This is a genomic window from Dietzia sp. ANT_WB102, from assembly GCF_008369165.1.
GTDB lineage: Bacteria > Actinomycetota > Actinomycetes > Mycobacteriales > Mycobacteriaceae > Dietzia.
In genome coordinates this window covers 1,426,734-1,452,171 of the sequence record NZ_VOBA01000001.1, presented here as the reverse complement: position 1 = coordinate 1,452,171, position 25,438 = coordinate 1,426,734, and the positions used below count along the sequence as shown (strand labels likewise).

At 68.5% G+C, this 25,438-nt stretch carries 28 protein-coding genes, 1 tRNA gene and 1 pseudogene; 15 read left to right on the top strand and 15 right to left on the bottom strand.

The genetic code is table 11. The features are described from left to right. Window positions 1–69 precede the first annotated feature (69 nt). The 5 genes from FQ137_RS06650 to FQ137_RS06630 all read right to left on the bottom strand — a co-directional run bounded on the left by FQ137_RS06650 (window position 70) and on the right by FQ137_RS06630 (window position 5,261). Window positions 70–1,434: an NAD-dependent succinate-semialdehyde dehydrogenase gene (locus FQ137_RS06650; protein ID WP_149291693.1), complete on the bottom strand. Its 1,365-nt coding sequence runs from the start codon at window positions 1,432–1,434 to the stop codon at window positions 70–72. Window positions 1,435–1,601: 167 nt separating this feature from the next. After that, on the bottom strand, window positions 1,602–3,038 hold the full coding sequence (locus FQ137_RS06645; protein WP_149291692.1) for an amidase: 1,437 nt from the start codon (window positions 3,036–3,038) through the stop codon (window positions 1,602–1,604). Between the two features lie 52 nt (window positions 3,039–3,090). Next, complete coding sequence (locus tag FQ137_RS06640; RefSeq protein WP_149291691.1) at window positions 3,091–3,894, bottom strand: SDR family NAD(P)-dependent oxidoreductase; 804 nt, start codon at window positions 3,892–3,894, stop codon at window positions 3,091–3,093. Window positions 3,895–3,973: 79 nt separating this feature from the next. Next, window positions 3,974–4,702, bottom strand: coding sequence for a sulfite exporter TauE/SafE family protein (locus FQ137_RS06635; protein ID WP_149291690.1), 729 nt, complete (start codon window positions 4,700–4,702; stop codon window positions 3,974–3,976). A gap of 82 nt (window positions 4,703–4,784) precedes the next feature. Then, on the bottom strand, window positions 4,785–5,261 hold the full coding sequence (locus tag FQ137_RS06630; RefSeq protein ID WP_149291689.1) for a nuclear transport factor 2 family protein: 477 nt from the start codon (window positions 5,259–5,261) through the stop codon (window positions 4,785–4,787). Between the two features lie 78 nt (window positions 5,262–5,339). Between FQ137_RS06630 and FQ137_RS06625 the strand changes: the two genes are divergently transcribed. The 3 genes from FQ137_RS06625 to arfB all read left to right on the top strand — a co-directional run bounded on the left by FQ137_RS06625 (window position 5,340) and on the right by arfB (window position 7,150). After that, on the top strand, window positions 5,340–5,987 hold the full coding sequence (locus FQ137_RS06625) for a TetR/AcrR family transcriptional regulator (protein ID WP_255583722.1): 648 nt from the start codon (window positions 5,340–5,342) through the stop codon (window positions 5,985–5,987). Window positions 5,988–6,056: 69 nt separating this feature from the next. Next, a complete protein-coding gene (locus tag FQ137_RS06620) occupies window positions 6,057–6,671 on the top strand; it encodes a 1-acyl-sn-glycerol-3-phosphate acyltransferase (RefSeq protein WP_149291688.1) in 615 nt (204 codons plus the stop codon). Window positions 6,672–6,709: 38 nt separating this feature from the next. After that, window positions 6,710–7,150 (top strand): alternative ribosome rescue aminoacyl-tRNA hydrolase ArfB, encoded by a 441-nt coding sequence (arfB, locus tag FQ137_RS06615; RefSeq protein WP_149291687.1) that lies wholly within the window; start codon window positions 6,710–6,712, stop codon window positions 7,148–7,150. A gap of 30 nt (window positions 7,151–7,180) precedes the next feature. On the opposite strand, the gene FQ137_RS06610 is transcribed toward arfB, so the two are convergent. Further along, on the bottom strand, window positions 7,181–8,425 hold the full coding sequence (locus tag FQ137_RS06610; protein ID WP_149291686.1) for a cytochrome P450: 1,245 nt from the start codon (window positions 8,423–8,425) through the stop codon (window positions 7,181–7,183). Window positions 8,426–8,481: 56 nt separating this feature from the next. Here FQ137_RS06610 and FQ137_RS06605 point away from each other — a divergent pair, with 56 nt between their 5' ends. Together FQ137_RS06605 and FQ137_RS06600 are read left to right on the top strand one after the other, a co-directional pair. After that, a complete protein-coding gene (locus FQ137_RS06605) occupies window positions 8,482–9,129 on the top strand; it encodes a TetR/AcrR family transcriptional regulator (protein WP_149291685.1) in 648 nt (215 codons plus the stop codon). Between the two features lie 222 nt (window positions 9,130–9,351). After that, window positions 9,352–9,981, top strand: a complete 630-nt coding sequence (locus tag FQ137_RS06600) for a hypothetical protein (protein WP_149291684.1) — start codon at window positions 9,352–9,354, stop codon at window positions 9,979–9,981. Window positions 9,982–9,988: 7 nt separating this feature from the next. Here FQ137_RS06600 and FQ137_RS06595 read toward each other — a convergent pair whose 3' ends face one another. Together FQ137_RS06595 and FQ137_RS06590 are read right to left on the bottom strand one after the other, a co-directional pair. Next, window positions 9,989–10,177, bottom strand: a complete 189-nt coding sequence (locus FQ137_RS06595) for a DUF6440 family protein (protein WP_149291683.1) — start codon at window positions 10,175–10,177, stop codon at window positions 9,989–9,991. Window positions 10,178–10,253: 76 nt separating this feature from the next. Next, window positions 10,254–10,646 (bottom strand): hypothetical protein, encoded by a 393-nt coding sequence (locus tag FQ137_RS06590; protein WP_149291682.1) that lies wholly within the window; start codon window positions 10,644–10,646, stop codon window positions 10,254–10,256. A gap of 207 nt (window positions 10,647–10,853) precedes the next feature. On the opposite strand from FQ137_RS06590, the gene FQ137_RS15440 reads away from it, so the two are divergent. From FQ137_RS15440 to FQ137_RS06570, 4 genes are all read left to right on the top strand, one after another. Next, complete coding sequence (locus FQ137_RS15440; protein WP_223146491.1) at window positions 10,854–11,318, top strand: hypothetical protein; 465 nt, start codon at window positions 10,854–10,856, stop codon at window positions 11,316–11,318. Window positions 11,319–11,437: 119 nt separating this feature from the next. Beyond that, window positions 11,438–11,632, top strand: coding sequence for a hypothetical protein (locus FQ137_RS06580; RefSeq protein WP_255583716.1), 195 nt, complete (start codon window positions 11,438–11,440; stop codon window positions 11,630–11,632). Between the two features lie 202 nt (window positions 11,633–11,834). After that, window positions 11,835–14,642, top strand: coding sequence for an aconitate hydratase (locus FQ137_RS06575; protein WP_149291681.1), 2,808 nt, complete (start codon window positions 11,835–11,837; stop codon window positions 14,640–14,642). Window positions 14,643–14,848: 206 nt separating this feature from the next. Further along, window positions 14,849–15,715 carry an enoyl-CoA hydratase-related protein gene (locus tag FQ137_RS06570; protein ID WP_149291680.1) on the top strand — a complete coding sequence of 289 codons (867 nt, stop codon included), beginning with the start codon at window positions 14,849–14,851 and terminating at the stop codon, window positions 15,713–15,715. A 21-nt stretch (window positions 15,716–15,736) separates the two neighbouring features. Here the strand turns inward: FQ137_RS06570 and FQ137_RS06565 are convergent, their stop codons facing one another. The 5 genes from FQ137_RS06565 to FQ137_RS06545 form a co-directional block, all read right to left on the bottom strand. After that, window positions 15,737–16,258, bottom strand: a complete 522-nt coding sequence (locus tag FQ137_RS06565) for a cupin domain-containing protein (protein WP_188064818.1) — start codon at window positions 16,256–16,258, stop codon at window positions 15,737–15,739. A 177-nt stretch (window positions 16,259–16,435) separates the two neighbouring features. Then, window positions 16,436–16,861, bottom strand: coding sequence for an organic hydroperoxide resistance protein (locus FQ137_RS06560; protein WP_149291678.1), 426 nt, complete (start codon window positions 16,859–16,861; stop codon window positions 16,436–16,438). Window positions 16,862–16,945: 84 nt separating this feature from the next. Beyond that, window positions 16,946–17,551 carry a hypothetical protein gene (locus FQ137_RS06555; protein WP_149291677.1) on the bottom strand — a complete coding sequence of 202 codons (606 nt, stop codon included), beginning with the start codon at window positions 17,549–17,551 and terminating at the stop codon, window positions 16,946–16,948. A 118-nt stretch (window positions 17,552–17,669) separates the two neighbouring features. Then, window positions 17,670–18,857, bottom strand: a complete 1,188-nt coding sequence (locus tag FQ137_RS06550; protein WP_149291676.1) for an RNA polymerase sigma factor — start codon at window positions 18,855–18,857, stop codon at window positions 17,670–17,672. 37 nt (window positions 18,858–18,894) lie between these two features. Beyond that, entirely contained in the window at window positions 18,895–19,302 is a 408-nt protein-coding gene (locus FQ137_RS06545; RefSeq protein WP_149291675.1) for a YciI family protein, read from the bottom strand. 172 nt (window positions 19,303–19,474) lie between these two features. Here FQ137_RS06545 and FQ137_RS06540 point away from each other — a divergent pair. From FQ137_RS06540 to FQ137_RS06525, 4 genes and pseudogenes are all read left to right on the top strand, one after another. Then, window positions 19,475–19,741, top strand: a pseudogene (locus FQ137_RS06540) (SDR family NAD(P)-dependent oxidoreductase); the annotation flags it as partial. Window positions 19,742–19,788: 47 nt separating this feature from the next. Then, window positions 19,789–19,861: transfer RNA gene (locus FQ137_RS06535), tRNA-Gly, on the top strand. A 191-nt stretch (window positions 19,862–20,052) separates the two neighbouring features. Further along, the gene (locus FQ137_RS06530) at window positions 20,053–20,667 is read left to right on the top strand and encodes a dihydrofolate reductase family protein (protein ID WP_149291674.1); all 615 of its coding nucleotides are present in this window, start codon (window positions 20,053–20,055) and stop codon (window positions 20,665–20,667) included. Then, complete coding sequence (locus FQ137_RS06525) at window positions 20,664–21,329, top strand: LysE family translocator (protein WP_149291673.1); 666 nt, start codon at window positions 20,664–20,666, stop codon at window positions 21,327–21,329. Before FQ137_RS06530 ends, FQ137_RS06525 begins: the two co-directional genes overlap by 4 nt. 30 nt (window positions 21,330–21,359) lie before the next feature. Here FQ137_RS06525 and FQ137_RS06520 read toward each other — a convergent pair whose 3' ends face one another. Together FQ137_RS06520 and FQ137_RS06515 are read right to left on the bottom strand one after the other, a co-directional pair. Continuing rightward, window positions 21,360–22,046: a hypothetical protein gene (locus tag FQ137_RS06520; RefSeq protein WP_255583711.1), complete on the bottom strand. Its 687-nt coding sequence runs from the start codon at window positions 22,044–22,046 to the stop codon at window positions 21,360–21,362. 125 nt (window positions 22,047–22,171) lie between these two features. Further along, entirely contained in the window at window positions 22,172–22,942 is a 771-nt protein-coding gene (locus tag FQ137_RS06515) for an alpha/beta fold hydrolase (RefSeq protein ID WP_149291671.1), read from the bottom strand. A 298-nt stretch (window positions 22,943–23,240) separates the two neighbouring features. On the opposite strand from FQ137_RS06515, the gene FQ137_RS06510 reads away from it, so the two are divergent. Next, complete coding sequence (locus tag FQ137_RS06510) at window positions 23,241–24,134, top strand: DUF1295 domain-containing protein (RefSeq protein WP_149291670.1); 894 nt, start codon at window positions 23,241–23,243, stop codon at window positions 24,132–24,134. Beyond that, window positions 24,131–25,249 (top strand): FAD-dependent oxidoreductase, encoded by a 1,119-nt coding sequence (locus FQ137_RS06505; protein WP_149291669.1) that lies wholly within the window; start codon window positions 24,131–24,133, stop codon window positions 25,247–25,249. The genes FQ137_RS06510 and FQ137_RS06505 overlap by 4 nt, the downstream gene beginning before the upstream one ends. The last annotated feature ends 189 nt before the right edge of the window (window positions 25,250–25,438 follow it).

Here is a 25,438-nt window from a genome sequence, read left to right as displayed (position 1 = left end):
CCACCGGCGCTGACGAGCGCACGGGCGGCGGCCCCGGACCCTTGATGAGAGGATCCGGGGCCGCAGGCCTCAGTGCACCCGGCGCAGTTTGGTGTTGACGAACTCGCTCATGCCCCAGCGGCCCAGCTCGCGGCCGTACCCGGACGCCTTGACCCCACCGAAGGGGAGACCGGCCCGAGTGGTGCCGTGCTCGTTGACGTAGACCATGCCGGCCTCGATCCGGTCGGCCACACGGGCCGCCTCGTCGACGTCGGTGCCCCAGACGGATCCGGAGAGTCCGAAGCGCGTGTCGTTGGCGATCCGCAGCGCCTCGTCGAGGTCCGAGTACCGGTACACCATCGCGACCGGACCGAAGACCTCTTGGTGGTAGACGTCCATGTCCGGGGTGATGTCGGTGAGGACGGTCGGTTCCATGTAGGCACCGGGCCGGTCGATCGGGTCGCCGCCCACCCGGAGTTTGGCGCCCTGTTCGACGGCCGTGCGGACCTGCTCGACGACGCCGTCGCGCGCGTCCTCACTCGACAGCGGGCCCATTTCGGTGGTGTCCTCGTCGGCGGGGCCGACGGTGATCCGCGAGTACAGGTCGGTGAGCCCGGCCACGAAGTCCTCGTACAGTTTCTCCGGGACGAACATCCGCTTGGGCGAGTTACAGGCCTGACCCGAGTTGGACAGCCGAGCCCTGCCCACGGTCTCGACGAGCTCGTCGAGGTTCTCGGCATCCAGGATGATGAGCGGATCGGAGCCGCCCAGCTCGAGGACGCTCTTCTTGAGGTGCTTGGCGGCCACCTCGGCAACCGCCGCTCCGGCGCCTTCGCTACCGGTGAGCGAGACGCCGTGGATGCGGGGGTCGGCGATCATCTCGGCCACCTGGTCGGACGAGGCGTAGACGTTGACATACGCGTCTTCCGGGAGGCCGGCCTCGCGCTGGATCAACTCAACCAGTGCGGAACTCTTGGCGCAGATCGACGCGTGCTTGAGCACGATGGTGTTACCGGCCATGAGGTTGGGTGCGGCGAACCGGGCCACCTGGTAGTAGGGGAAGTTCCACGGCATCACGCCCACCAGCGGGCCGACCGGTTCGACGGTGACCGTGTTCTCCCGTGCCCCTGCCACGTCCAGCGATTCCGGCTTGAGCAGTGCGGGTCCGTGTTCGGAGTACCAGCGGTAGATGGAGGCTGCCAGCGCTACCTCGCCCGCGGCTTCAGCGAGGGGTTTGCCCATCTCTTCGGAGATGGCTGCGGCCAGCTCGTCACTACGCGCCTCCATGCCGCCGGCGATCGCGGCCAAGATGGCCGATCGCTCGCCCACGGGGGTGGCGCGCCAGTGGTCGAATCCACGGGTGACTTGGGTGAGAACGGAGTCGACGTCGGTCAGGCCGTCGTACTTGGCAACGGTCTGTCCGGTCGAGGGGTTGTGGGTCCGGTACGTGCTCATGACCTGATCACATCCTTGCGAATTGAAGGCGTCTGATCCCGACCGTACGCCCGATCACCGGACGCCGCAGGGATGCCGACGTCCGCACCGCGTTGAGCTCCGACGTCTTCGATACCAGCGAGGACGGGCCCGAAGGCCCGTCCCTCACTCCCCCTCGGCGCCCGATGTCACCACCCGTCGTACCCCGGGGCCACGGTTGCCCACGGCGCGGCCGCCTCGAGTTGTCCCGACAACCGCAGCAGTACGTCCTCCTGCGCGTAGTCGGCGACCAGTTGCACCCCCACGGGCAGGCCTCCGTCGTCGGTGCCCAGCGGTAGGGAGATGGCCGGCTGTCCGGAGAGGTTGAACATGCTGGCGCACGCCGAGAACGACGACGACCGGGTCCACATGGACTCGGGGTCGGTCACGTCGAGGTAGCCCAGCTCCGGGGTGGTGGAGGGCAGTGTCGGCATCAGCAGGACGTCCACGCCGCCGGGCTCGAACAGTTCGGCCACGCTCCAGCCGGTCCGGGTGGCGGTCTGTAGGGCTCTGGACACGTCGGGCGCGGAGTGGGTCATGGCGTTGTCGAGGATCACCCGGGTCCAGGGCTCGATGTCGTCGTCGTGGAGCTCCCGTCCCAGCGCGGTGAGGCGCGCGTCGATGGTGGCGCGCAGCTGCGCGCCCATGATGGTGCCGACGGCCGACATCACCTCCATCACGTCGACATCCAGCTCCACCTCCCGCACCTCGTGCCCCAGCTCGGTCAGTAGGGCGGCGGTGTGGTCGACGACGGCGGTGCAGGCGGCGTCGGTGGGGAACGGTCCGGGAGCAACGCGCAGCATCCCCACGCGCAGGTGGCCGGGGTCGGCACCGACCTCGGCGAGGAAGGGCCGCGGCGGGGTGGGGGCGCCGTACGAGTCGCCCGGACGGTGCCCGGCTACGGCGTCGAGCAACGCTGCGCTGTCGCGGACGGTGGTTGTCAGAGCGTGGTGATAGGACAGGGGCGAGGAGAGGGCGTCGGGGTGCGGCCACATCGGCACGCGTCCGCGGCTGGGTTTGAGACCCACCAGACCGCACATCGCGGCCGGGATGCGGATGGAGCCGCCCCCGTCGGTGCCGTGCGCGACCGGCACCATTCCCGAGGCGACCGCCGCCGCCGACCCGCCACTCGATCCGCCACACGAGTGGCCGGTGTCCCACGGGTTTCGGCACGGGCCGTGGAGCAGCGATTCGGTGGTCGTGGTTTTGCCCATCTCCGGCACGTTGCTCGTACCCAGGACGACCATCCCGGCCGCCTTGTACCGCTGGACGATGGTGCCGTCCACGGTCGCCACCACGTCGCGGAACAACCGGGAGCCGTCGGCAGCGGGCAACCCTGCCACGTCGGTGCCGAGCGCCTTGATGAGGATCGGCACCCCCCGCAGCGGGCCGTCGGGTAGCCCGGCCTCGACCTCGGCGCGCGCCGCGTCGAAGCGCGTGGAGACTACGGCGTTCAGTTGCGGGTCGAGTTGCTCGATACGGGCGATCGCCTCCTCCAGCACGGCCTCGGCGCTGGTGGCGCCGGTGCGGATGTCGGAGGCCAGCGCGAGCGCGTCACGACTGTTCGGGGTGGGGGTGTCGGTCACGGAGGGCCTTCCGAAAGGGGGCGTGGGGCGGGGTACGACGGTGACGACGAGGTCAGCCCCAGCGGGACTGTCCGCCGTCCAACGGGATGGTCGCGCCTGAAAGGTAGGAGGCCTCGGCCGAGCACAGCCAGGCGACGGGACGGCCGATGTCGGCGACGGGGTCGCCCACCCGGCCGGCGGGGATGCTGGCGACGAACTCGGCGGCCTCTTCCGGGTTCTTGTCCATCCACCAGTCCAGCCCGGGGCTGTGGGCGTGCGGGGCCACGTTGAGCGCGCGGATGCCGTCGGCGGCCCACTCGTAGGCGGCGGCGCGGGTCAGGGCGCGGACGCCTTCCTTGATCGCGGCGTAGACGCCGTAGTTCGAGGCATCCCAGCGCACGGCCGCGGAGGTCGCGAGGTTGATGATGGTGCCGCCGCCGCGCTTGGCCATCTCGGGCCGGGCGAGTTTCATCAGGCTCAGCGTCACGCGGGGCCCGCCTTCGAATGCTTTGCGGAAGTCATCGTCGGGGTAGTCGGACAGCGGCAGGGGCATTGCCATGTTGGCGTTGTTGACGAGGATGTCCACACCTCCGAGCCGCTCTACCGCTGTGGAGATGATGAGTTCGGGCGAGCCGTCCTCGACGATGTCGCCGGCCAGGCATTCCGCGGTGCCGCCGGCGGCACGGATCTCCTCGGCCACGCTCTCGAGTTTGCGCATCGTGCGGCCGACGAGCAGCACGGAGGCGCCCGATTCGGCCAGGCCGAGCGAGATGCCGCGGCCCACGCCCTGGCCGCCTCCGGTGACGATCGCGACCTTGCCCGCCAGTCGGGTGGCGGTCGTGTTCTGCCCGGTCGTGTTCTGGGTGTTCTCGGTCATGGAATCCTCCGTGGTGGATGTTGGTAGGTGTGTGGAAGTGGATGTGTGTAGCTGTGGGCGCGCGGCCGGAGGACGGCCGTCACGCGGTGACGATGGTGAGGAGGCCGGCGACCACCACGAGAGCGATCACGGCCGAACGGAACACGTGCGTGGGGAGGCGCTTGGCGATGGCGATGCCGGCCTGGTTGGCCGCCACTCCGGTGACGGTGCACGCCGCGAGTAGCGGCGCAAGGCCGGGCAGGTCGATGCCCGTGCCCGACCACAGCAGTGCCAGCGAGACGACGCTGGTGACGACGAAGTAGCCGGCGAGGTCGCCGATGAACCCCAGTGGTGGCAGCCGTGCCCGGCCGAGCAGCAGCACGACGGGCGGCCCGTTGAGCGAGGTGGTGGTGGACAGGTAGCCGCCGATCGCTCCGGCGGTGGCCGTGGCGAGTGCCGAGGGCTGGCGGGCGTGGTGTGTGGTGGGCAGGGCCATCGCCAGACCGCACAGGACGGTGATCGCGCCGGCGGCCGGCTGCAGGTGCTGTTCCGGTAGTAAGGACAGCGTCTGCACGCCCAGCCAGGCACCCGGCACGCTCGCGGCGCCGAGGAGTGCAACGCGCTGCCAGGTGATGTGCCTGCGCAGTTGCACGGTGACGCCGACCCGGGTGATCAGCGCGACCACCAGGTTGACCGCGACGGTCTCCGCCAGCCCGATTCCCGCCATGAGCATGAGCGGCGTGGCGATGAGCGCGGTCCCGAACCCGGTAGCCCCGCCGATCACCGAGGCGGCCGCGACGCACAGCGCCGCGACAGCGATCAGACCCACGCGTCACCGTCGCACCCGCCGCTGCGACCGCCGCTGTGCCGACTCTGGCGTCTACTCGGTGCCGTGCCACTCGCCCGTGCCGTCACTTCTCTTCGGCGGGCGCGAGGTGGTTGTCGTTGAGCTGGAAGCTGGGCACGTCCTTCAGGTTGATCATGGCCTCGTAGGTGCGCTTGTAGCCGGTCCGCGTGATCATCCAGCGGCCGTCGATGCGCGCGTAGGTGTCCTCGTAGAAGGCGCTGCCGAAGATCATCGTGTCAAACTCGGGGACGATCACCCGGTCCTGCAGGTACCAGCGGCCGGTGGCGGTATCGCCGTCGACCTCGATCTCCGGGTGGTGGGCCTGGTGCTCAGTGATCACGCCGTCGGTCATCTGCCCCTGCAGTCCGGAGACCACCTCGTCGCGGCCGGTGTAGGACAGCCGCTTGCCGTAGGACGCGGTGACGTCGGGCGCCAGCGTCTCGGCGAGCTCGTCCCACAGTCGCAGGTCGACGCAGCGCAGGTAGCGGTACTTGAGTGACTTGATGGCGTCGATATCGTCGCGGCGGTCGGGAGTGCTCATCGCGTGGCCTTTCGCAGAGGGTCGGGGGCGCCTGTCGGGCGCACACAGCGACTGTAGTCAAGTGTGTACAGTTCGGGAATGGAAACCGGTAAGAATGCCGCCGGACGCGCCGGACACGCCGGACGCGCCGAAGGTAACGACGACGAGGGCATCCCGACCCCCTCCCGCCCAACCGGTCGTGACGAGGTCCGTTCGGCGGTCATGCGGGAAGCCCGCAGGCTCCTGTCGGAGCGTGGTCCGAGTGTCCCGCTTCGAGATATCGCCGACGCAGCACAGGTCAACCTCGGACTGATCCACCGTCACATCGGACGCAAGGACGCACTGCTCACCGCGGTGATGCAGGACGCCGTACGACATGGCGCTTCCCGACTGGAACAACAGGACGACGCCGGCGAGGCCGTTCGAGGAATGCTGCTCGGCGCCTCGTCACACCCGGAGATCAGTCGGCTGCTGGCGTGGCTGGCCCTGGACCGCGAGGCGGCCTTTCCGCCGATGGTCGATCCGTCGCAGCGGCCGGCTGCCGCGCTGCGCCGGATGACCTCTCCCCCGCCGGTCGGCGACGTGGAACTACTGCTGGTCTTTACCGCCGTGTACGCCTGGCCTGTGCTGCGGGGCGCACTGCTGGACGCCCTCGACATACCCGAGACCGACCGCGTCGACATCGACGAGCGTCTCGCCGACCTGCTGGCCCGCGTCGTCACCGGCGCGGCGGCCCCCGGCAGGTAGCGCGACCCCTGCCGTCCCCCAGGGACTCTTCGCGACCCCGTCACACCGCCGCTGTTCTAAGGTGACGGGGTGCTCCGACGTCTCATCTCCCGCATCTTCTGGTTCTTCAGCCGCTGGGAGCTGGCGACCCGACCGGCCCCGGACCGGCCGACGGTGCTCCTGGGTGCCCCGCACACGTCCAACTGGGATTTCGTGCTGATGCTCGGCATCGCCTGGCGACTGGGTATCGATATGCACTGGCTCGGCAAGGCCAGCCTGTTCTCCGGGTGGCGCGGGCCGGTGATGCGCGCACTCGGTGGGGTTCCCGTGGACCGGGCGAATCCTGCTCGGGTCGTCGAGGACATGGTCCGGAAGGTGCATGCCGGGGAGACGTTTGGGTTGGTCGTCACCCCGGATGGCACCCGATCAGGACACACCCACTGGAAGTCGGGTTTCTACCGCATCGCCCGGGAGACCGGGTTGCCGGTGACGCTGGGGTACGTCGATCGCACCACGATGACGACCGGGCTGGGACCGACCATCGATCTGACCGGTGATGTGGCGGAGGACATGGACCGAATCCGGGCCTTCTACGCGGACAAGTCCGGATTCCATCCGGAGCAGCGGGTCGAGCCGCGCCTGGTGGATGAGAGCCGGACGGCGGACTCCGGCGACGAGCGGGAACTCGGCCAGCTCGACTCCTGAATTCCCACCTGCGATCCCCGGTGCGCGACACTGGTGCAGTGGACGGCGTGCGCGTGACCCCGGGGCCCGGCGCGCCCCGCGGCCTGACAGTGCCGGAGGCAGAGCTGGTTGAGCGGTTCTCGCGGTCGTCCGGCCCCGGCGGCCAACACGTCAATACGTCAGATTCCCGAGTGCAGCTCAGTATCGACCTGGGCACCACGACGGCCCTGGACGAGGTCCAGCGCGACCGCGTTCTTCGCACTCTCGCATCCACGCTGTCAGGCACGGTGCTCACCGTCAGCGCCGAGGAACACCGGTCACAGCGGCGCAACCGGGCCGCGGCACGCCAGCGCCTCGCTGATCTCCTGCGCGAGGCAGTGGCCCCTCCCGTCACCAGGAGACCCACCCGACCCACGCGCGGTTCACGCCGCCGTCGCGTCCAGGACGAACGCCGCCGCGCCGAAATCAAGCGCAACCGCAAACGCCCGGACCTCGACTGACACCCTTCCCGTGCCAGGACCGCAGGCCGGTCAGGGCAGCGGCGTGGCCAGACCCGTCGCGGGCAGTGAGTCGAACCCGCGGGTGAACGGCGAGAGAGCCCGGACGGCCGCGCCCATATCGACCCCGATCGTCGGGTGCGCGGCGTAGAGCTCCTCCACGGCGATCCGTGCCTGGAGGCGGGCGAAGTGCGAGCCGATGCAGAAGTGCGGACCGCGGGCGAATCCCAGGTGTCCGGTGATCTCGCGACGGATGTCGAGCTGCTCGGAGGTGGGACCGAACTCGCGCTCGTCGCGGTTGGCCGAGCCGTAGAGCATCATCACCTTCTCCCCTGCCGGGATCGTCACCCCGCCCACCGCGACCTCGCGCGTGGTCGTGCGCGCCAGACCCTGGACGCTGGACTCGAATCGCAGGCACTCAGAGAGCGCACCGGGGATCAACCCGGGGTCGGACACGAGCAGCTCCCGCTGCCGCGGATGCTGGTCGAGCAGGGCAACCGTGTGCGAGATGAGATTGCCGGTGGTGTCGTTTCCCCCGGCGACGATGACAAAACAGAATCCCAGGATGTCCCAGTCGTCCAGTCGCTCGCCGCCGATCTCGGCCTGCGTGAGTGCGGAGATCAGGTCCTCACCGGGTCGAGCCCGGCGCTCGGTGATGAGCTCGCCGAAGTAGCCGAACATTTCGGCCACCGCGGCGACCGCCCCACCTTCGAGGCCCGCCGGGCGGAACCCCTCCTCCTGCAGGGTCGTGAGCGCGCTGACCCACGGGCCAAACCGCGGCCGGTCCGCGGGGGGCAGGCCGAACAGGTGGGCCAGCACGAACGTCGGGATTTGGGAACTGAAGTCGCGGTGGAGATCGACGACCTCGCCGTCGTCGTATCTCTGGGCCATCTCCGCCAGTCGTCTACGGACGAAGTCGCGAATCTGCGGCTCGGTTGCCGCGACCCGTTTCGGGGAGAAGGCCTTAGCCAACAGTCGCCGTTTTCCGGAGTGCTCCGGCGGGTCCATCATGACGATGGTCGGGGCGAGCCCGAGCTTCTCGATCTCGTCGCGGTAGAAGGTCAGCCCGCTGGCGGAGGAGAAGGTACCGGGGTCGCACACGGCGGCGTCGACGTCGGCGTAGCGCGACAGCGCCCAAAAATCGGGATGGGCAGCGGTCCCGTCGCCGCGGTGGAAGTGCACGGGGTCGGCCTTGCGCAGGTGCCGGTAACCGGGGTAAGGGTCCGCGAGGTGCGCCGGGTCGAACGGATCGAACGCGGGCGCCGGTACGTGGGTCATGGGCCCATTTAACACGGACTGTTAATCGTTGGGAAGGGCGCTCTAGACTCGAGCTCGTGCCCCGCCCCGCCGCCGCACCCCGACCCGCCATCACGCCCCGCTCGGCCGCTACCCGCGAGGCGCTCTACCTCGCCGGCCTGCGTCGATTCGCTGCGGACGGTTGGCGGACGGCGCGGGTCCGCGACATCATCGCCGATGCCGGACAGGGCAACGACTCGGCGATCAACTACCACTTCGGAGGACGAGCGGGACTTCTCGAGGAGGTAGTGCGCCGCGGAGTCGCCCGGATGGAGGACGAGCGTCGCGCCGATCTGCGGCAATGGAACTCCGCGCCCCCCGGCCTCGCCGAGATCGTGCGGGCGGTAGTGTCGCCGCTGGCCGATCTTCTCGACGACGACGAGGGCCGCTGGACACTCCGGGTGATCGCGCAACTGGGTTCGCTCGCGGAGGTGGGCCGGACGGTCACTACCGGGCCAGTCGCGGACACCGCACTGCAGGATCAGCTGGAGATGCTGGTGTCGGCCGTGACTGCCCGGTGCGGGTCGGACCTCGCGACGCACCGGGTCCGGCAGTTGATCGTGATGCTCACCGCCGAGCTCGCGGCGCGCGCCTGCGATCCCCCGGAGTCAAGCCTCCGGCACGGTACGTACGTGATCGACCTGATCGACTGGTTCGCGACGGGACTCGCCCGACCCGCACCGTAGGGGCTCTCCATTGATCGGCCTCGCCGTCTCACACAAGCACCCAATTGTGAGCGGGTTCACGTGCGCTTTCGTTCGTTGCCCCAGCTCACCGAGCGCGGTACAGTCACGATGAAGTAACGTTCACCAAGATGTGTGCGCTGCTTCTGCGAGGAGAAGAGGCGGTGAGAGTCTCCCGAGACGCACTCGTCCGATCGACGGCGGTGACTTGACGAAGGAGCAACGATGACCGGCTTGAGGCGATCCAAGCCTGCAGATCGTTCGGCACCTCGGCCTGACGCCCCCGCCACGAACGCCGTTACCCCGAACCACGGAACCGCGAGGGATAGATCGCCCATCGGGTTCGGCTGGACAGCGCTGTGTGTTGCTCTCGTCCCCGGGCTGGTTCTCTTTGTCCCGTTCGGCCTGGAGAGGGCCCCGACGGTCATCCCGGCCAATTCGGCCGACTACGACACGCAATCGCCGGCCCCGGAGACCTGGGTGCTCTCGTCGACCGTTGCCAAAGCCAGCCCCAACGCCGACGACGCCGAACCAGAACCCGACCACGACAATGCCCGAGACCCCTCCGGTGGTTCGGAGCCCCTGATCATCCGGGTCCCGGTGGGCAGTCCAAACATCCAACCCGGGCGCGGACCCCGGCCCACGACCCAGCAGACCGCCACCTCGGGCACCGCCCGGCTGCCCTCCCCCACCTCTCCGGGGAAGGGTTGGCCGTGCCCGGAGGCCAGTCCGACGGGTGTTGGGCCGCTGATCTCCGAGAAGGCGGGCGGTGATCTCGGTTCGGCATCAGGCACGAGCGACGACACCGACGAAGCGGGCGACACAATCGGCGCAGGAGCGTCATGCCCGCGCTAAGCGGTGCCTAGATCGCGAAGTCGATCAGCGGCTTGCCCTGGGCGTCCACGAGCACAGTGAGCCCGCCACCGCCCCCTCCGGGCGAGCGCCACAGGTAACAGACGCCGGTGCGGGTGTCGCGCAGGATCTCCACGACGCCGCCGAACCCGATCGACTCGGAGTGGATCTTCTCGAACCGCTTGTCCTTTTTGGCCATGCGCCAATCGTCGCATGGGCGGAATGTCCAGGACCACGGTATGACGACGACGAGGTCCCCCACCTCCGGGGCAGGTTCACGAGTCGATGCTGCGGAACAGGCCCCGGCTGGCTTCGGCAAGCGCCCTGTCAGGAGCCCGGAGTTCGAACGGGATGACGCTGATGGGTTGGGCGTTAGGGGTGCCCGTCGGGGCCTCGGTGACCTGCGGGGTGCGCCGGGCGCCGATCAGGTGCACCGTGATCACCATCCCCGCGAAGACAGTCACGGTGAACAGAGCGGGCAATATCCAGGTGGTTCGGGTCATCAGTGCGGCGCCGGCCGCAAATTCGGCGGAGGCGATCGCGGTGGTCAACGACGGCCCGATCGTCAGCAGGCGCGTGCCCAGCGCCAGGGCGGCTGCGACAATGCCGAGGGCGATGACGACTGTCGTGTTCACCGTGCGGCGAGGACGTGCGGGGGCGCTGCTCATTGCGGGTCTCCAGTCTTGGCGTCTACGCAGGGTTCGGAGACTGCGCGCGACCGGATGGGTATTCACAGTCGAGGTTTCCGGCGCGAACCGTGCCGCACTTTGGGGGCCCGAATTCGATCACGGGATCCGGCCTTGCTGGTGTGAACATGGTGCCGCGCGGCTATGTTGGAGTCTCTGTCCCGCCAGCGACCCTGGAATCGAGTCAGCATGAACGAGCAGCACGCGCGGCCGCGGGAAGGGCCGTGGTCCGAGGACCGGTACGCTCGGCCCGCGACGCCGGACCGGCTGAACCCGACCCAGCAGTTCCCCTCCGCACAGCCGTTCCCATCGGCCCAGCCGTTCGCGAGCCCGACCGAGCCGTTGGCCCACGAGGGCGGCTTCCCGTATGGCATGCCGCCAGCCGCCCCCTACCGTTCCGGGGCACCTCATGGCCCCACCGCGCCCTCCGGTTACGCAGATCCGTATATCCCGCAGCATCTCTATGTGCCGCCGCAGCCGTTTCCTCAAGGCCCTTACCCGCCTCAGTTCGGTTATCCGCCGATGCAGCAGACGGTGTTCGTCCACGGCGGTCAGACCAAACGGGTTAACCACGGGTTGCACCTGGTCCTTTCAATCCTGACGGCCGGCCTGTGGCTGCCGGTCTGGATCATCTTGGCGTTCGCGAACTCCTGACTCGCGTGGACGCGGTCAACTCGACCGGAGGATTCGCTGTTCGTACTCACACTGGCGCCGCCCGCCGGGGGCTGCTAAAGGTGGGGGTAGACGCGCCCCTGCGCCAGGAGGAGGACGAGATGATCGCCGAGGACCGCATCGACCCGGACGAGTACACCCCGGGCCCGGATTCAATCACCGCCGCGGAAGAGTATGTGCCTGAGGTGACCGTCGACGACCCCTTCCGCGAGGCCAATCCCGCTGACGTCGCCGAGCAGGCCATCGAACTGCCCGTTGACGACGGCGAGCCGGAAGGTGACGACGAGGTCGCCTGACTCGGGATTCCGTGAAGGGCGGGGCCGGTTCCGATGGAGTCGGTCCCGCCCTTCATCCACCCTGCTCGTAGTCTTCTCGGTCGCTCGCCCGGGTTTGCATGACTGCTTATATGTTCTGAAGGACGCGAGTATGGTCGGGCTCAACGCCGGTGACCGTCGTCACTAGCACGGCTCGATCGGCGCCACTACGGAAGGGCCGATCATGAGTGTCAACAGCTTCAATTCCAGGGATTCGCTGACAGTCGGGGGCGTGGACTACGAGGTCTACAGACTCGACCGGGTGTCAACCGCGGTCACACTCCCCTACAGCCTCAAAATCCTGCTGGAGAACCTTCTCCGCAACGAAGACGGACGCGTAGTGACGGCCGAGCAGGTCGACGCGCTGCGCGAGTGGACGCCTCAGACCGTTCCGGAGCGGGAGATCCAATACACGCCCGCGCGGGTACTGATGCAGGACTTCACCGGGGTGCCGTGCGTGGTGGATCTGGTGGCGATGCGCGACGCGATCACTGATCTCGGCGGCGACCCCAAGAAGATCAATCCACTGATCCCCGGCGAGTTGGTGATCGACCACTCGATCATCGCGGATGTCTTCGGTCGCCCGGATGCGTTCCAGGTCAACGCGGAGCTGGAGTTCGGGCGCAACCAGGAGCGTTATCAGCTGCTCCGGTGGGCGCAGGAGTCGTTCAACGACTTCGTGGTGGTCCCGCCGAACACCGGCATCTGCCACCAGGTCAACCTCGAGTACCTGTCTCGGGTGGTCTTCACCCGCGAAGGTGCGGACGGCATGCAGCAGGCCTACCCGGACACCCTCGTAGGGACCGACTCGCACACGCCGATGGTCAACGGCCTCGGTGTCCTCGGCTGGGGAGTGGGCGGCATCGAGGCCGAGGCGGCGTTGCTCGGGCAGCCGATGAGCATGCTGATCCCGCAGGTCATCGGGCTGAAGCTGACCGGTGAGCTGCCTGAGGGAACAACGGCCACCGACCTGGTCTTGACCGTGGCAGAGCTACTGCGTCAGACCGGGGTGGTGGGCAAGTTCGTGGAGTTCTTCGGCCCCGGCGTCTCCGCAGTCCCACTGGCCAACCGGGCCACGCTGGGGAACATGAGCCCGGAGTACGGAGCGACGTGCGCGATCTTCCCGGTCGACGCCGAGACGTTGGACTACCTCCGGCTGACCGGCCGGTCGGAGCAGCAGATCGAGCTGGTCGAGGTATACGCCAGAGAGCAGGGTCTGTGGCACGACCCGGACAATCCCGCCGAATACAGCCAGGTCGTCGAACTGGATCTCGCCACCGTGGTTCCGTCCATCGCCGGCCCGAGACGGCCGCAGGACCGCATCGAGTTGGGTGACGCGCCCGCGGTGATCCTCGGAAAGCTGGCCGAGGAGAAGACCAGGTCGCGACCGCGTGACGGCGGTGTCGACGACTCCTCGGCTGACTCCTTCCCTGCCAGCGACCCGTTCGTTGTCGCCCCCGGTTCGCCGAGGGACGAGCCTCCCCGCCGGTATTCGGAGGAGCAGCTGACCGCCAATGCCAAGCTTGGGTGGCCTAGCGATCCGGCGGAGGTCCTCCTGGGCGGGGACTCGCCGGTGATCGTGGACCACGCGGACGTCGTCATCGCGGCAATCACCTCGTGCACCAACACATCCAACCCCTCGGTGATGATCGGGGCGGCACTGCTGGCCAAGAAGGCGGTAGAGCGGGGGCTGCGGCCCAAACCGTGGGTCAAGACGACGTTGGCGCCCGGGTCCCGGGTCGTGACCGACTACTACGACCGGGCGGGCCTCACCCCGTACCTGGAGGAGCTCGGGTTCGATCTGGTCGGGTACGGCTGCACGACGTGTATCGGAAACTCCGGACCGCTGACCCCCGCCGTGAGTAAGGCGGTCAACGACAACGACCTCAACGTCGCTGCCGTCCTGTCGGGCAACCGCAACTTCGAGGGGCGCATCCACCCGGAGGTCAAGATGAACTTCCTGGCATCCCCACCGCTTGTCATCGCGTACGCCTTGGCCGGCACCATGCGCAAGAACCTGCTCGAAGATCCGTTGGGAACGGACTCCGATGGTGAGCCTGTCTACCTCCGCGACGTCTGGCCCACGTCGGCCGAGATCAAGGAGGTCGTGGACGCCAACCTCGAAGCCGAGATGTTCACCAAGGGTTACGCCGACGTCTTTCACGGGGACGAGAACTGGCGTGGGATGAGCGTGCCGGAGGGCGACAAGTTCGATTGGGTCGAGGACTCCACCTATATCCGCCGGCCACCGTACTTCGACGGCATGGCGGTTGAGCCGGAGCCGATGCGGGACATCACCGATGCGCGTGTCCTGGCACTCCTCGGGGATTCGGTGACCACGGACCACATTTCGCCAGCCGGGGCCATCAAGCCCAGTTCGCCCGCTGGCGAGTATCTGCAGGAGCAGGGGGTCGAGCCGGCGAACTTCAACTCGTACGGGTCGCGGCGCGGCAACCACGAGGTGATGATCCGGGGCACCTTCGCCAATGTGCGGCTGCGTAATCAGTTGGCGCCTGGGACCGAGGGCGGCGTCACCACCCACTTCCCGAGCGGTGAGCAGTCCAGCATCTATGACGCGTCGGTTCGCTACATCGAGGAGGGCGTACCGCTGCTGGTGATCGCCGGCGCCGAGTACGGGTCCGGCTCGTCGCGCGACTGGGCGGCCAAGGGCACGTCGCTACTCGGGGTCCGGGCGGTGATCGCGGAGTCGTACGAGCGGATCCACCGGTCGAACCTGATCGGGATGGGCGTCCTACCCCTACAGTTCCCCGAGGGCGAGTCCGCCGAGAGTCTCGGACTGAAGGGCGACGAACTCTTCTCGGTGACCGGCCTCGACGGCCGGGACAGCGTTCCCGAGGAGGTCACGGTCCGGGCCGGGGAGGGCGACTCGGCGATCGAGTTCATGGCCAAGGTCCGCATCGACACCCCGGCGGAGGAGGCGTACTACGAGCACGGTGGCATCCTCCCGTACATGCTCCGCCAGATGCTCTGACCTCACGCCGCACAACCGCGTTCCGTTGACAGCGAGGAGGGTGTCGCGCGCATAGTGCGAGAGACACATGCGGGACACCCTCTTCGCGGTGACAGTTACGGTGGCTTGCGGCGTCGTGGCGACGACGTGGTGTGGCGCTTCGTCTCTGGGGAGCTGCCAGTGGATCCCTGCAATCTCGCTCGCTGATCGGGGTAACGTCGCCCACCATGCAGCCCTCGCCCGACGCGGCGTCCGAAACCTCACCCGACCAGCCTGAAGTCATCCTCGAGCGCCGCGACGAGATCGCGGTGCTCCGGCTCAGTCGGCCCGACAGGCTCAACGCAGTGACCGCGCAGAACCTCGACGACGTCATCACGGCTCTCGACGCGTGCGACGCCGACGACGACATTCGCGCCGTGGTCCTCACCGGCACCGGCCGGGCGTTCTGTGCCGGGGCCGATATCTCGGGCGGGGGCGACACGTCCGCGATGGATCCCGACCTGGACACCGTCGACGCCCCGCCGGATAAGGGCGGTCAGGTCGCGCTGCGGATCTTCCGCATGACCAAACCGATCATCTCGGCGATTAACGGCTCGGCTGCCGGGGTGGGAGTGACCATGACCCTCCCGACGGACGTCCGCATCGCGGCGGACAACGCCAAGTTCGGATTCGTGTTCACGCGCCGCGGGCTCGTGCCGGAGGCCTGCTCGTCGTGGTTCCTTCCCCGGGTGGTGGGCATCTCGGCGGCGGTCGAATGGACTGTAGGTGGCAAGACGATCCTCGCTGCCGAGGCCTTGGAGCGCGGGCTGGTTCGGGAAGTGCTCCCGGCCGACGAAGTCCTCCCGCGTGCCCTCGAGATCGCCCGCGAGATGACGCGTGGCACCGCGCCGGTGTCAGCGGCGCTGACCCGCCAACTCATGTGGCGCATGCTCGGCGCGACTGACCCCGAGGTGGCTCACCGCGCCGAGTCGATCGGCATCTATACCCGAGGCAAGTCCGCTGATGTCCGCGCCGGTGTCACCGCGTTCTTCTCCAGGGAGGAACCAGCCTTCCCGGACCGTGTCTCCGACGGGCTACCCGACCTCTTCTCCTGATCGGCCCCTCGGTTTGACCGCTCAGCGCGACGAGCACTTTGTCAGGTCCGTCTCGGAGAGAGGCATCCCCACCGGGGTCACGTAGGTCACGAGCAGAATCACGTCCTCCATGCCGTTATTCCGACCCTCGTACAGGGAGCCGGCGGCCTCGATGATGGCGTCACCGGCCCGGTAGATGTGGACGCCGTCGGGGTAGGCGTCCGCGTGGTGGTTGAGTGCGCCCTGCTTCACAACGGCAATGAGCTGTCCGTGGTGACAGTGCTCGCCGGTGCTGGACCCGGGTTCGATGGTGATCTCGCGGAACGTCACAGAGACGCCCTCGTCGCCACCATCAACCTGTACGTCGACGGCCTGGTCTCGCGTGCCTTGCACGATGTCGACGGCGAGGACGGGCGGCGTTCCCGCGATCGTGGAGGCGGGCGAAAGTGAATCATTCCCGTTCGCTGTCATGCCCCTGTCCGTCTGGCCCGCCGTGTCGGGGGTGCACGCGGCTGCGGCGAGGACGCAGACCCCTGCAAGTAGGGCGATGGTGGATCTGGTCACTCTGTGGCGCATGGCGTTGCCGTCCCTGGAGCTGCTCGGACCGTACGGGGAAGTTCGGTCGGCTAATCGAACGCTATCGCAGCGGACGGGCGTTAACAATCCACTTCGGCATTCCCGTTCTGATGTGTTTCGGGAAGCCTGAGCCACCGCACCGTCCAGCCAGCCGAGGCCCGGGTGTCAGTCTTGGCCGACCGACACGCTGACCTCGATGTTGCCCTGGGTGGCGCGGGAGTACGGGCACATCTGGTGAGCCAGCTGGGCGAGCTCGTCGGCCTGCTCGGACTCCACGCCGGGAATGATCACCTCGAGATCCACGGCCAGGTCGATGTTCTCCTCGCCCGAGCGCACCAGCGAGACCCGGGCTCCCACGGACGATCCGTCGATATTCACCTTCTTGGTCCGCGCCGCACTGAGCAGGGCGGAGTGGAAGCAGGCGGCGTACCCGGCGGCGAACAACTGCTCGGGGTTGTGGCCTTCACCCGAGCCGCCCAGCTCCTTGGGCGGGGCCATGGTCAGGTCGACGGCCTTGTCGGCGGTGGCGACGTGCCCGTCGCGGCCGCTGCCGGTGGACAGGGCTTCGACGGAGTAGAGCGCATCTGACATGTGAGGTCTCCTTCGGGTGCGCGTGCAGGTTGAGCCCAACGTACGCTGCGACCGGCTCGCAGTTGAGGAGGTGCCCGGAACCGGTCAGAGGTCGGCCGCGGCCGCGTACGCCGTCGCGAGCTGTCTCAGGGTGGCGTGGTCCGCTCCGAGCAGTTCCATGGGTGCGCGGCGCTCGGGTAGCGAGTCGGCCGGTGAGGCCCACCACGCGGTCGCGGCTTCGGGGAAGTGGCCGGCGTCGAGCATCCGGTTGATGACGGCGACGATGCTGGCCGGGTCGCGCGGGTCAAAGTGGTCGAGTTGGAACCGCGGGTACACCCACCGGCGGTCACCGCGGAGAACGATGAGTCGGCCGTCCCGGGCGAACGTCCGCAGCGCATCCGCGGAGGTCGAGTCGGACACCACGCCCCGCCCGACGAGGATCTCGCACGCCTCTGACGAGCAGACGTGGGGCACCTCCAGGACAGAACTGTGTACCGCGGAGGCGATCATGGCGCGGCGGGCGGCCGCGGCGGGCTCCGCGGACGACCGGAACGGGTCCACTATCGGGACTCTCGCGGTCCGGAGTGTGCTGTCGATCTGCTCGGCCACCCGGGCGAAGGTCTTGCGGCGGCGCATCTCGCGGAGCACCACGTCGGTGAAGTGTCGGTCGTCGAGGTCCCTCAGCGCGCGCTCCGCGCTGTCCTCCGACACGAACTTCCTTGACACCCTGTGGTCCTGAAGAGTCATCGCCAGCACCTCGCCTTCTGGGCGAAAGTCTAGACCTCGTATCGGCCTGCGGCGAGGGACGGCGCCCGACGCAACACACCGCTCACGGGCGCGCCCGCGCCAGCTCAAGAGCCTTGCGCGTCAGGTACCGGCGCTCGGCTATCGACGTCGCCTCGGCGGCCGCGCGGCCGTACAGCTCCGAGGCCGCAGTGGCCTCCCCAGCCAGTTCGTGGAGATACGCCTGCGCGGCGGTGCGCCTGGGCAGGGCCTGCGGGAGGTCGCCCAGCGCGGACATCCCAGCGTGAGGTCCGTCGGCATGCCCCACCGCGACGGCGCGCCCCAGTCGGGCCACGGGATTGTCAGCCAGTGCGAGCAGTTCGTCGTACCACTCGACGATCTGCAGCCAGTCGGTGTCGACAGTCGACGCAGCGTCGGCGTGCAGGGCGGCGATCGCCGCCTGCGCCTGGTACTGCCCCAGCTGGTCGCATGCGAGCGCTGCCTGCAGTATCGCCACGCCTTCCGCGATCGCGCGTGCGTCCCATCGGGTGCGGTTCTGTTCGGCCAGGGGGATCAGCTCGCCGTCGTCGTCGACCCGCGCAGCGCGCCGCGCGTGGTGCAGCACCATCAAGGCGAGAAGGCCCCGCACCTCGGGGTCGTCGATGGACGCGGACAGGTGCCGGGTCAGGCGCAGCGCTTCTGCTGCCAGATCCACCTCACCGGTGTACCCCTCGTTGAACACGAGGTACAACACGTGCAGAACGGTGGACACGTCGCCGGGACGGTCCAATCGCTGGCCGGCGAGGGTGCGTTTGGCGCGACTGATCCGCTGGCCCATCGTGGCCTCGGGCACCAGGAAGGCGCGCGCGATCTGCCGGGTGGTGAGACCGCCCACCGCGCGCAGGGTCAGTGCGATCGCCGACGGTATCGGCAGCGACGGGTGCGCGCACAGGAAGTAGAGCCAGAGGGTGTCGTCGCCGGCACACACCGTCGCCGCCGCCGGGACCCCGATGTCGTGACGCTCCGACGACGGCACGCTCAGCGACTCCTCCTCCGCCACCTGGTGCTCGCGACGCCGGCGGGCGCCATCGGAGCGGATGATGTCGATAAACCTGCGCCAGGCCACGGCGGTCAGCCAGGCGCGGGGGTCTCGTGGAGGATCGTCCGGCCAGACGCGCATCGCCTCGATGAGCGCCTCCTGGACGGCGTCCTCGGCCGTCGCGAAATCGGCACCGCGACGGACGAGGACGCCGATGACCTGAGGGGTCACGGTCCGGAGGTCGGATGTGTTCATGGCGTCGGTCCTCCCGTTGACCGGACCGCTCGGCCTGTCAGTGATCGAACCCGTCGGGTGCCTCGAGGAACGGCCGCACCTCGAGCCATTCGCGGATGGGTTCTCCGCCTGCGCCGGGGGCTGCGGACAGCTCCGCCGCCAGTTCGAGTGCCCGCTCGTAGGTGGCGGCCTCGATGACCATCCAGCCGGCGATAAGGTCCTTGGTCTCGGCGAACGGCCCGTCGGTCAGCGGGGGTTTTCCCTCGCCGTCGTAGCGCACCCACGTGCCGGACTCCGACAGTGCGTGGCCCTCCACGAACTCGCCGGTCCCCTCGAGCCGGGAGGCGAAGTCGTTCATGTACTGGATGTGGGCGGACACTTCCTGCGGCGTCCACTCGCTCATCGGCACCCAATCGGGCGGTTCGGGCGCGCCCCGGTAGTGCTTGAGCAGTAGGTACTTGGCCATGACGGTCCTCCTCGTGCTGTGCGACCCAGTGTGGTCGCTTCACTGGGGGGACGTAACCGGTCCCGGGTTCTCGACATCAGACGTGGGCGGGTGGTCGGGCGCCGGACTAGGGATGCGCTCTCACGCCGGTCGTGGGATCGCCGGGGCGTTGGCCCGAGAAGGTGCCTCGGTGGTGGTGGCCGCGTTCTGGGCGATGCAGGCGGCCCTGCCGGAGTTCGAGAAGCGGGGCACGGGACGCGTGATCAACCTCTGCTCGCTCAATGGCGTCAACGCCCACATGTATTCGGTGCCGTACAACGCGGCCAAAGGCCGGGTCGGCGACCCGTTCGAGGACATCGGTCCGGTGGCCACGTTCCTCGCCTCCGAGGCGAGCCGATACCTGACCGGCAACACGCTGTTCGGGGCACCTCCCCGCACCTGCAGCGGTGGCATGGGCTAAAGTTCTTATCCGCAGCGCAGCGAGCGAGAGCACGCTTGCGGAGCGATGCGGATGTGGCGCAGCTGGTAGCGCATCACCTTGCCAAGGTGAGGGTCGCGGGTTCGAATCCCGTCATCCGCTCAATCGGTCAGTTTTCGCCGACCACCCGAATTCACTGTTCGCTCAGTCGACCACGCATCGCCGCACTACCCTCCTGCCATGGGACGAGGCGCGTCCCTCCTGCGGGTCACCATCGGCTACGTGATCGCCATCGCCGCTGGCCTGGCGTGGCTGGTGTGGGGACTGAACACCGGACAGGGCGAGTGAGTGTCGTGAGAAGACTGGTCGCCGTCGAGTTCCTCACCCTCGATGGTGTGATGCAAGGACTGGGCTCCCCCACCGAAGATCGTTCCGGTGGTTTCGACCATGGCGGCTGGGGGGTTCCGTACGGGGACGTGATGCACGAGGTCATCGATCCGAACGGGCTGGCCGGCACCTCGGCGTACCTGTTCGGGCGGCGCACCTACGAGAAAATGGCCGCGTTCTGGCCGACACAGCCGGACGACAACCCGATGGCTGCCAGCCTGAACTCTGCACCCAAATACGTCGCCACACGATCCACTCCCCCGCTGGAATGGGCAGGGGCAGTCCGACTTCGCGGAGAGTTGACCGCCGGGGTGCAGCAACTGCGCGCCGAGGGCGAGGGAGACGTGGTGATCCTCGGAAGCGGCGACGTAGTGCGTCAGTTGCTGGCAGTCGACCGCATTGATGAACTGCGGTTGTTCATCCATCCCCTCCTGCTCGGTGACGGCAAACGCCTGTTCGGCGGCGTACCCGAGCCCCGGTCGTTCCGGCTGAAGAGCATCAACACGACCAGCAAGGGCACCATTGCGGCGGTCTACACGAAGGACAGTGAGCCCCCGGATCGTCCTACCCTGACCGGGTGACTGTTCTCGAGGCGCTGCTGGCCTTCGCGTTGGTGGCCGGTCTCCTGACCCTGGTGCCAGGCCTGGACACCTCCTTGGTTCTGCGCGCCTCGGTCGCGCGTTCTCGCTCGTACGCGTGGGCCACCGCGTTCGGGATCGCTACCGGAGCGATGATCTGGGGCATCGCCGCAGCTGCGGGAATCTCTGCCCTGCTGACTGCGTCGGAGCTGGCGTACCGGCTACTGACCACCGCGGGCGCCGCATACATGTTGTGGCTCGGGGCCTCGCTGATCTGGAAGGCCACGAGGGGCGGCGGGGCGCCGGGCGGCATCGAGCCGGACGCGACTCAGGCGACATCCCCACTGTGGCGGGGGTATGCGATCGGAGTCGGAACCAACCTGCTCAACCCCAAAGTCGGGGTCTTCTACATCGCCACCATCCCGCAGTTCCTGCCCCCTGGAACCTCGCCACTCCTCATGGGCGCAGCTCTGGCCGCGGTGCACGGGGTACTGACCCTGCTGTGGTTCGGGGTGGTGATCTTCGGCGGCTCCCACGCTCAGCGCGCAATCACCAACCCCAGAACGCTGACAGCGATCGATTCGGTAACAGGGCTGGTCCTGATCGGATTCGGTGCCACCCTGCTGACCGACGCGCTGGGATCCAGCCGCGCCACTACCCCGTAGCGGTCCTTCCGCCGGATCACGGCCGCACCCTCACACCACCCTCGTCACGACATGCGAGTACTTCAGCTCGTACGTCTTTACGATCCAGAACGTCGCGAACGCGTAGAGCGCCGCAGTTTCCACCAGGAACAGCCACATGGTGGAGTCCATCACCCACGCGATGAGCAGCGCGAGGGCCGGGAGGAGCAAGAGCAGTACGACCAGGATCCGATAGCCCAGCAGGTAGCTTCTCTGGAGATCCCTGTTGGGAATGGAGCTGATCGTCTGCTGCCCGTAGAACAGGATTGACAGCGCGGCGAGGACGAAAAACGACACCGCCGCCACCGCGTGGATCACGCTCACGGCGTTCAGTCCGGGCAGGGCCGGGTCCTCGGTCGGGAACAGGGCGACCACCATCGCAAGCATGCCGGCAGCGTTGAGTAGCCGGTTCTCGCCGCGCGTGTAGCCGCGGTACGCCACGAGCGCGACGCCGATCGCCACCAGCGTTCCCACGAACAGGCCGCGCGCCGGCGTGTAGTAGAAGGCGCTGATCGAGTTCACAGCGTCCACGCGTCTGTCGACCACCGCCCAGACCAGTAGCGCAGGCGGCAGGGCGACCGCGCCGCCCGCGATCACCATCCGGAGAACGAAGTACGTCTCCACGATGTAGGCCGCCGGCGCCTCGCAGAAGGTCGTCCGATCACCCTGGGGCTCTCGATCACCCTGTGACTGATGCACGCGCACACCTCGAATCCGCCGCAGCACCAGCGTCGCACCCGAGGGCCGATCATGGTGTCAATCCGAGTGAGGTGGCCCTCGACCGCCCATGCTCGACCCGAAGTCGTCGCCGAGCACGCGCCAGATCAGATGTCGAGGGTGCGGCACCAGTCGCTGATCGCGCCGGCCAGCTGCTGTGGTGCCTCCACCGGCAGCATGTGCCCGGTCTCGGGAATCTCTACGTAGGTCACGCGGGACGCTTCGCCACTGGAGGTCCCGATGCCGGCGGTTTGAGTGCTGGCGGCCCGGGCGCCGTTGTCCTCAGCCCAGCGTCGCTGGCCGGCGGTAGGCACCACCTGGTCGTGCGACGCCCCCACGATCAGCACGGGGCAGGGCGCCTGCACGGGGAACCGGCTGCGGTCCGGGCGGGCGCCCAGGGCCAACGAATGCGCAGCGAACCGCTCCGGTCCGTACGCACGCGCCGCCCGCAGCCGCTCGGCCCGGACCTGTGGGTCGTGGCCACGGTCGCCGTAGTACACCGCCTCCATGCCGTCGAGTGCGATCTCCTCGTACGCCCCGAGGCTCAAGCCTGCTGCGCGGGCAGCGCGCGCCGCGGCCGACTCCGAATCCTCGGCACCCACGGGTGCGGTCACCAGCACGAGACCGGCCATCAGGGCCGGGTGCCGCTCGGCGAGGTGCATGGCCACCACGCCCCCGAGCGAATGCCCGACGACGACTCCGCTGGGTGCGACCTGACTCGCCACCTGCCCCGCCAACTCGTCGACGAGGGCATCGAGGTCGGAGACGGCCGGGAGATCCATGGCCGTGGCGGTCCACTCGCCAGGCAGAGCGCGCAACACCGGACTCCACGTGTGCGCATCGCCGTGGAGTCCGGGGAGAAAGACGAGCTGCGTCATGTCGCGACCCTACGCTCGACCCGCCACTGTTCCGACCGCTGACGACCGCTAGCCGAGACGCCGTGTGGTTCACACTGTGCGCAGCCCATCCGGCGTGCGCGGGTACGTTGACGCCGCCAAGGACAACGACACCTGACGGCCACTTGCAATGTTACGGGTATACACGTCCGCCGGTATGCGGAACCGGCCACGGGGGGGAGGTTCGCGCTGACGACGCCCCGTGAGCATCGAACTCATGGGGCGGACGGTATTCGATGTTCCGTCAACGAGGGCGCGGGCACCGCGTTATTCTCCCGCCATGAGTAGAAGCGCGTCCCTCCTGCGGATCACCATCGCCTACGTGATCGCCATCGCCGCCGGCCTGGCGTGGCTGGTGTGGGGTCCGGATACAGGGCAGTTGTGGCTGGACGGGCTGATCGCCGACCTCGTCGCGACGCTGGTGATCTTCGCGGCCAGCCGCATGCACGGGAATTCGAGCTTCTATGACGCCTACTGGTCCGTCATCCCGCCCCTGCTCGCGTTCTACTGGTGGGTCGCCGCCGACGCCGGCGTGAACGACACCCGCTGGTGGCTCATGATGGCCGTGCTGTTGGCGTGGGCGATCCGCCTTACCGCCAACTGGGTCCGCACTTTCCCCGGCATGCACCACGAGGACTGGCGCTACGCGGTGGTTCGCGGCCGCGCCGGACGGTTCGGAATCGTCGCCGACCTCATGGGCATCCACGTCTTCCCGACCCTGCAGGTCTTCGCCGGACTCGTCCCCGTCTACGTCGTGGCGACCCGCGCCGGCGAGCCGCTCGGCCTCCTGGACATCGTCGCGTTCGTGGTCGGTGTCGCCGCGCTGGCCCTGGAGACGGTCGCCGATCTGCAGATGCACCGCTTCATCGCCACCCGCAGGCCCGGCCAGGTCATGCAGTCCGGTGTGTGGTCGTGGTCGCGCCATCCGAACTACGTCGGCGAATGCGGGATCTGGCTGGCGATGGGATTGTTCGGCCTGGCTGCCTGGCCGGGCGCATGGTGGGTGTTCGTCGGTACCGCCGCCATGCTCGCCATGTTCCTGCTCGTGAGCATCCCCTTGATGGAACAACGCAGCCTAGAGCGCCGCCCCGAGTACCGCGACGTCGTGCAGCGCGTATCCCTGTTCCTCCCCAGGCCGCCCAAAAAGAACGATCCCAGCTTGTCGCGCACATGAGCCGTCCCCGCGTCGTCATCGTCGGCCTCGGCGACACGGGTGTCCTCACCGCCATCACGGTCGGTAAATTCGCCGACGTCGTGGGCATCACCTCCAAGCCGGAGTTCGTCAGCGGCCAGGAACTCGGCCTGCGCCTGGCCCGGCCACAGGCGTGGGAGAAGGACTACCGCATCGCCTACAGCCGGTTCCGCGGCCTCGACCGAACGCGCATCGTGCACGGCAGCGCGACCGGCCTGGACACCGAGGCGCGGCTCGTCCGCGTCACCCGTGCGGACGGCTCGATCATCGAGGAACCGTTCGACCTCGTCGTCGTCGCCACCGGTGTCACCAACGGATTCTGGCGCCACCCCACTCTCCAGGACGCGACAGGCCTCGATACCGACCTGGGCTCGCCCCACCAGCGTATCGCGGCGGCGAGCTCCGTCGCGGTGATCGGTGGCGGCGCGGCAGCACTGAGCGCGGCGGCGCAGATCGCCGAACGGTGGCCGACCACTGAGGTGAACCTCTACTTTCCCGGTGACCGTGCGCTCCCCCATCACCACGACCGGGTCTGGCAGCAGGTCCAGTCCCGCCTCGTGCGCCTCGGTGTGGGCCTGCGCCCCGGTCACCGCGCGGTGCCGCCTCCCGACCACGGCACCCACCAGCTCACCGGCGAGCCCGTCACCTGGTCCACGGGGCAGCCCCCGACCAGTGCCGATGTGGTCCTCTGGGCGATCGGCCGCGTCACGCCCAACACCGGGTGGCTTCCGGATGAGGTACTCGACGACCGCGGCTTCGTCGCCGTGGAGCCGACGCTGCAGGTGACGGGGCACCCCGAGGTGTTCGCGGTGGGTGATGTGGCCGCCACCGATCCGCTGCGCACGTCCGCCCGCAACCGCGGACACGTCCTGCTCGCACGCAACATCCGGGCGCACCTCACCGGGGCGCCGCTACACGACTACCGTCCCCCACCGCGCCGATGGGGCTCGGTGCTCGGTCCGCAGCGTGACGGCCTCATCGTGTTCGCGCCCACCGGCCAGGGCGTCCGCGTCCCCGCGCGGGCGTCCGACGTCGTGCTCCAACGGCTCATCACCCGCCAGGGAATCTACGGCGGGGTGCGGCGCCGGCCGCGGTGACAACAACGACGACGACGACAAGATCAGCCGCTGCCACTCGGGGCACTACGTCGCCACCGGCGGGTGCAGCCGCTCCAGGGAGCACACCCCGCAGCGCCGGGCCGTAGCGCCGGGCCGTAGCGCCGGGCCGCAATGTGTCCCAAATAACACTTCAGTATGGCTGCCTCGGTAGAGTTCCCATGACGGTCG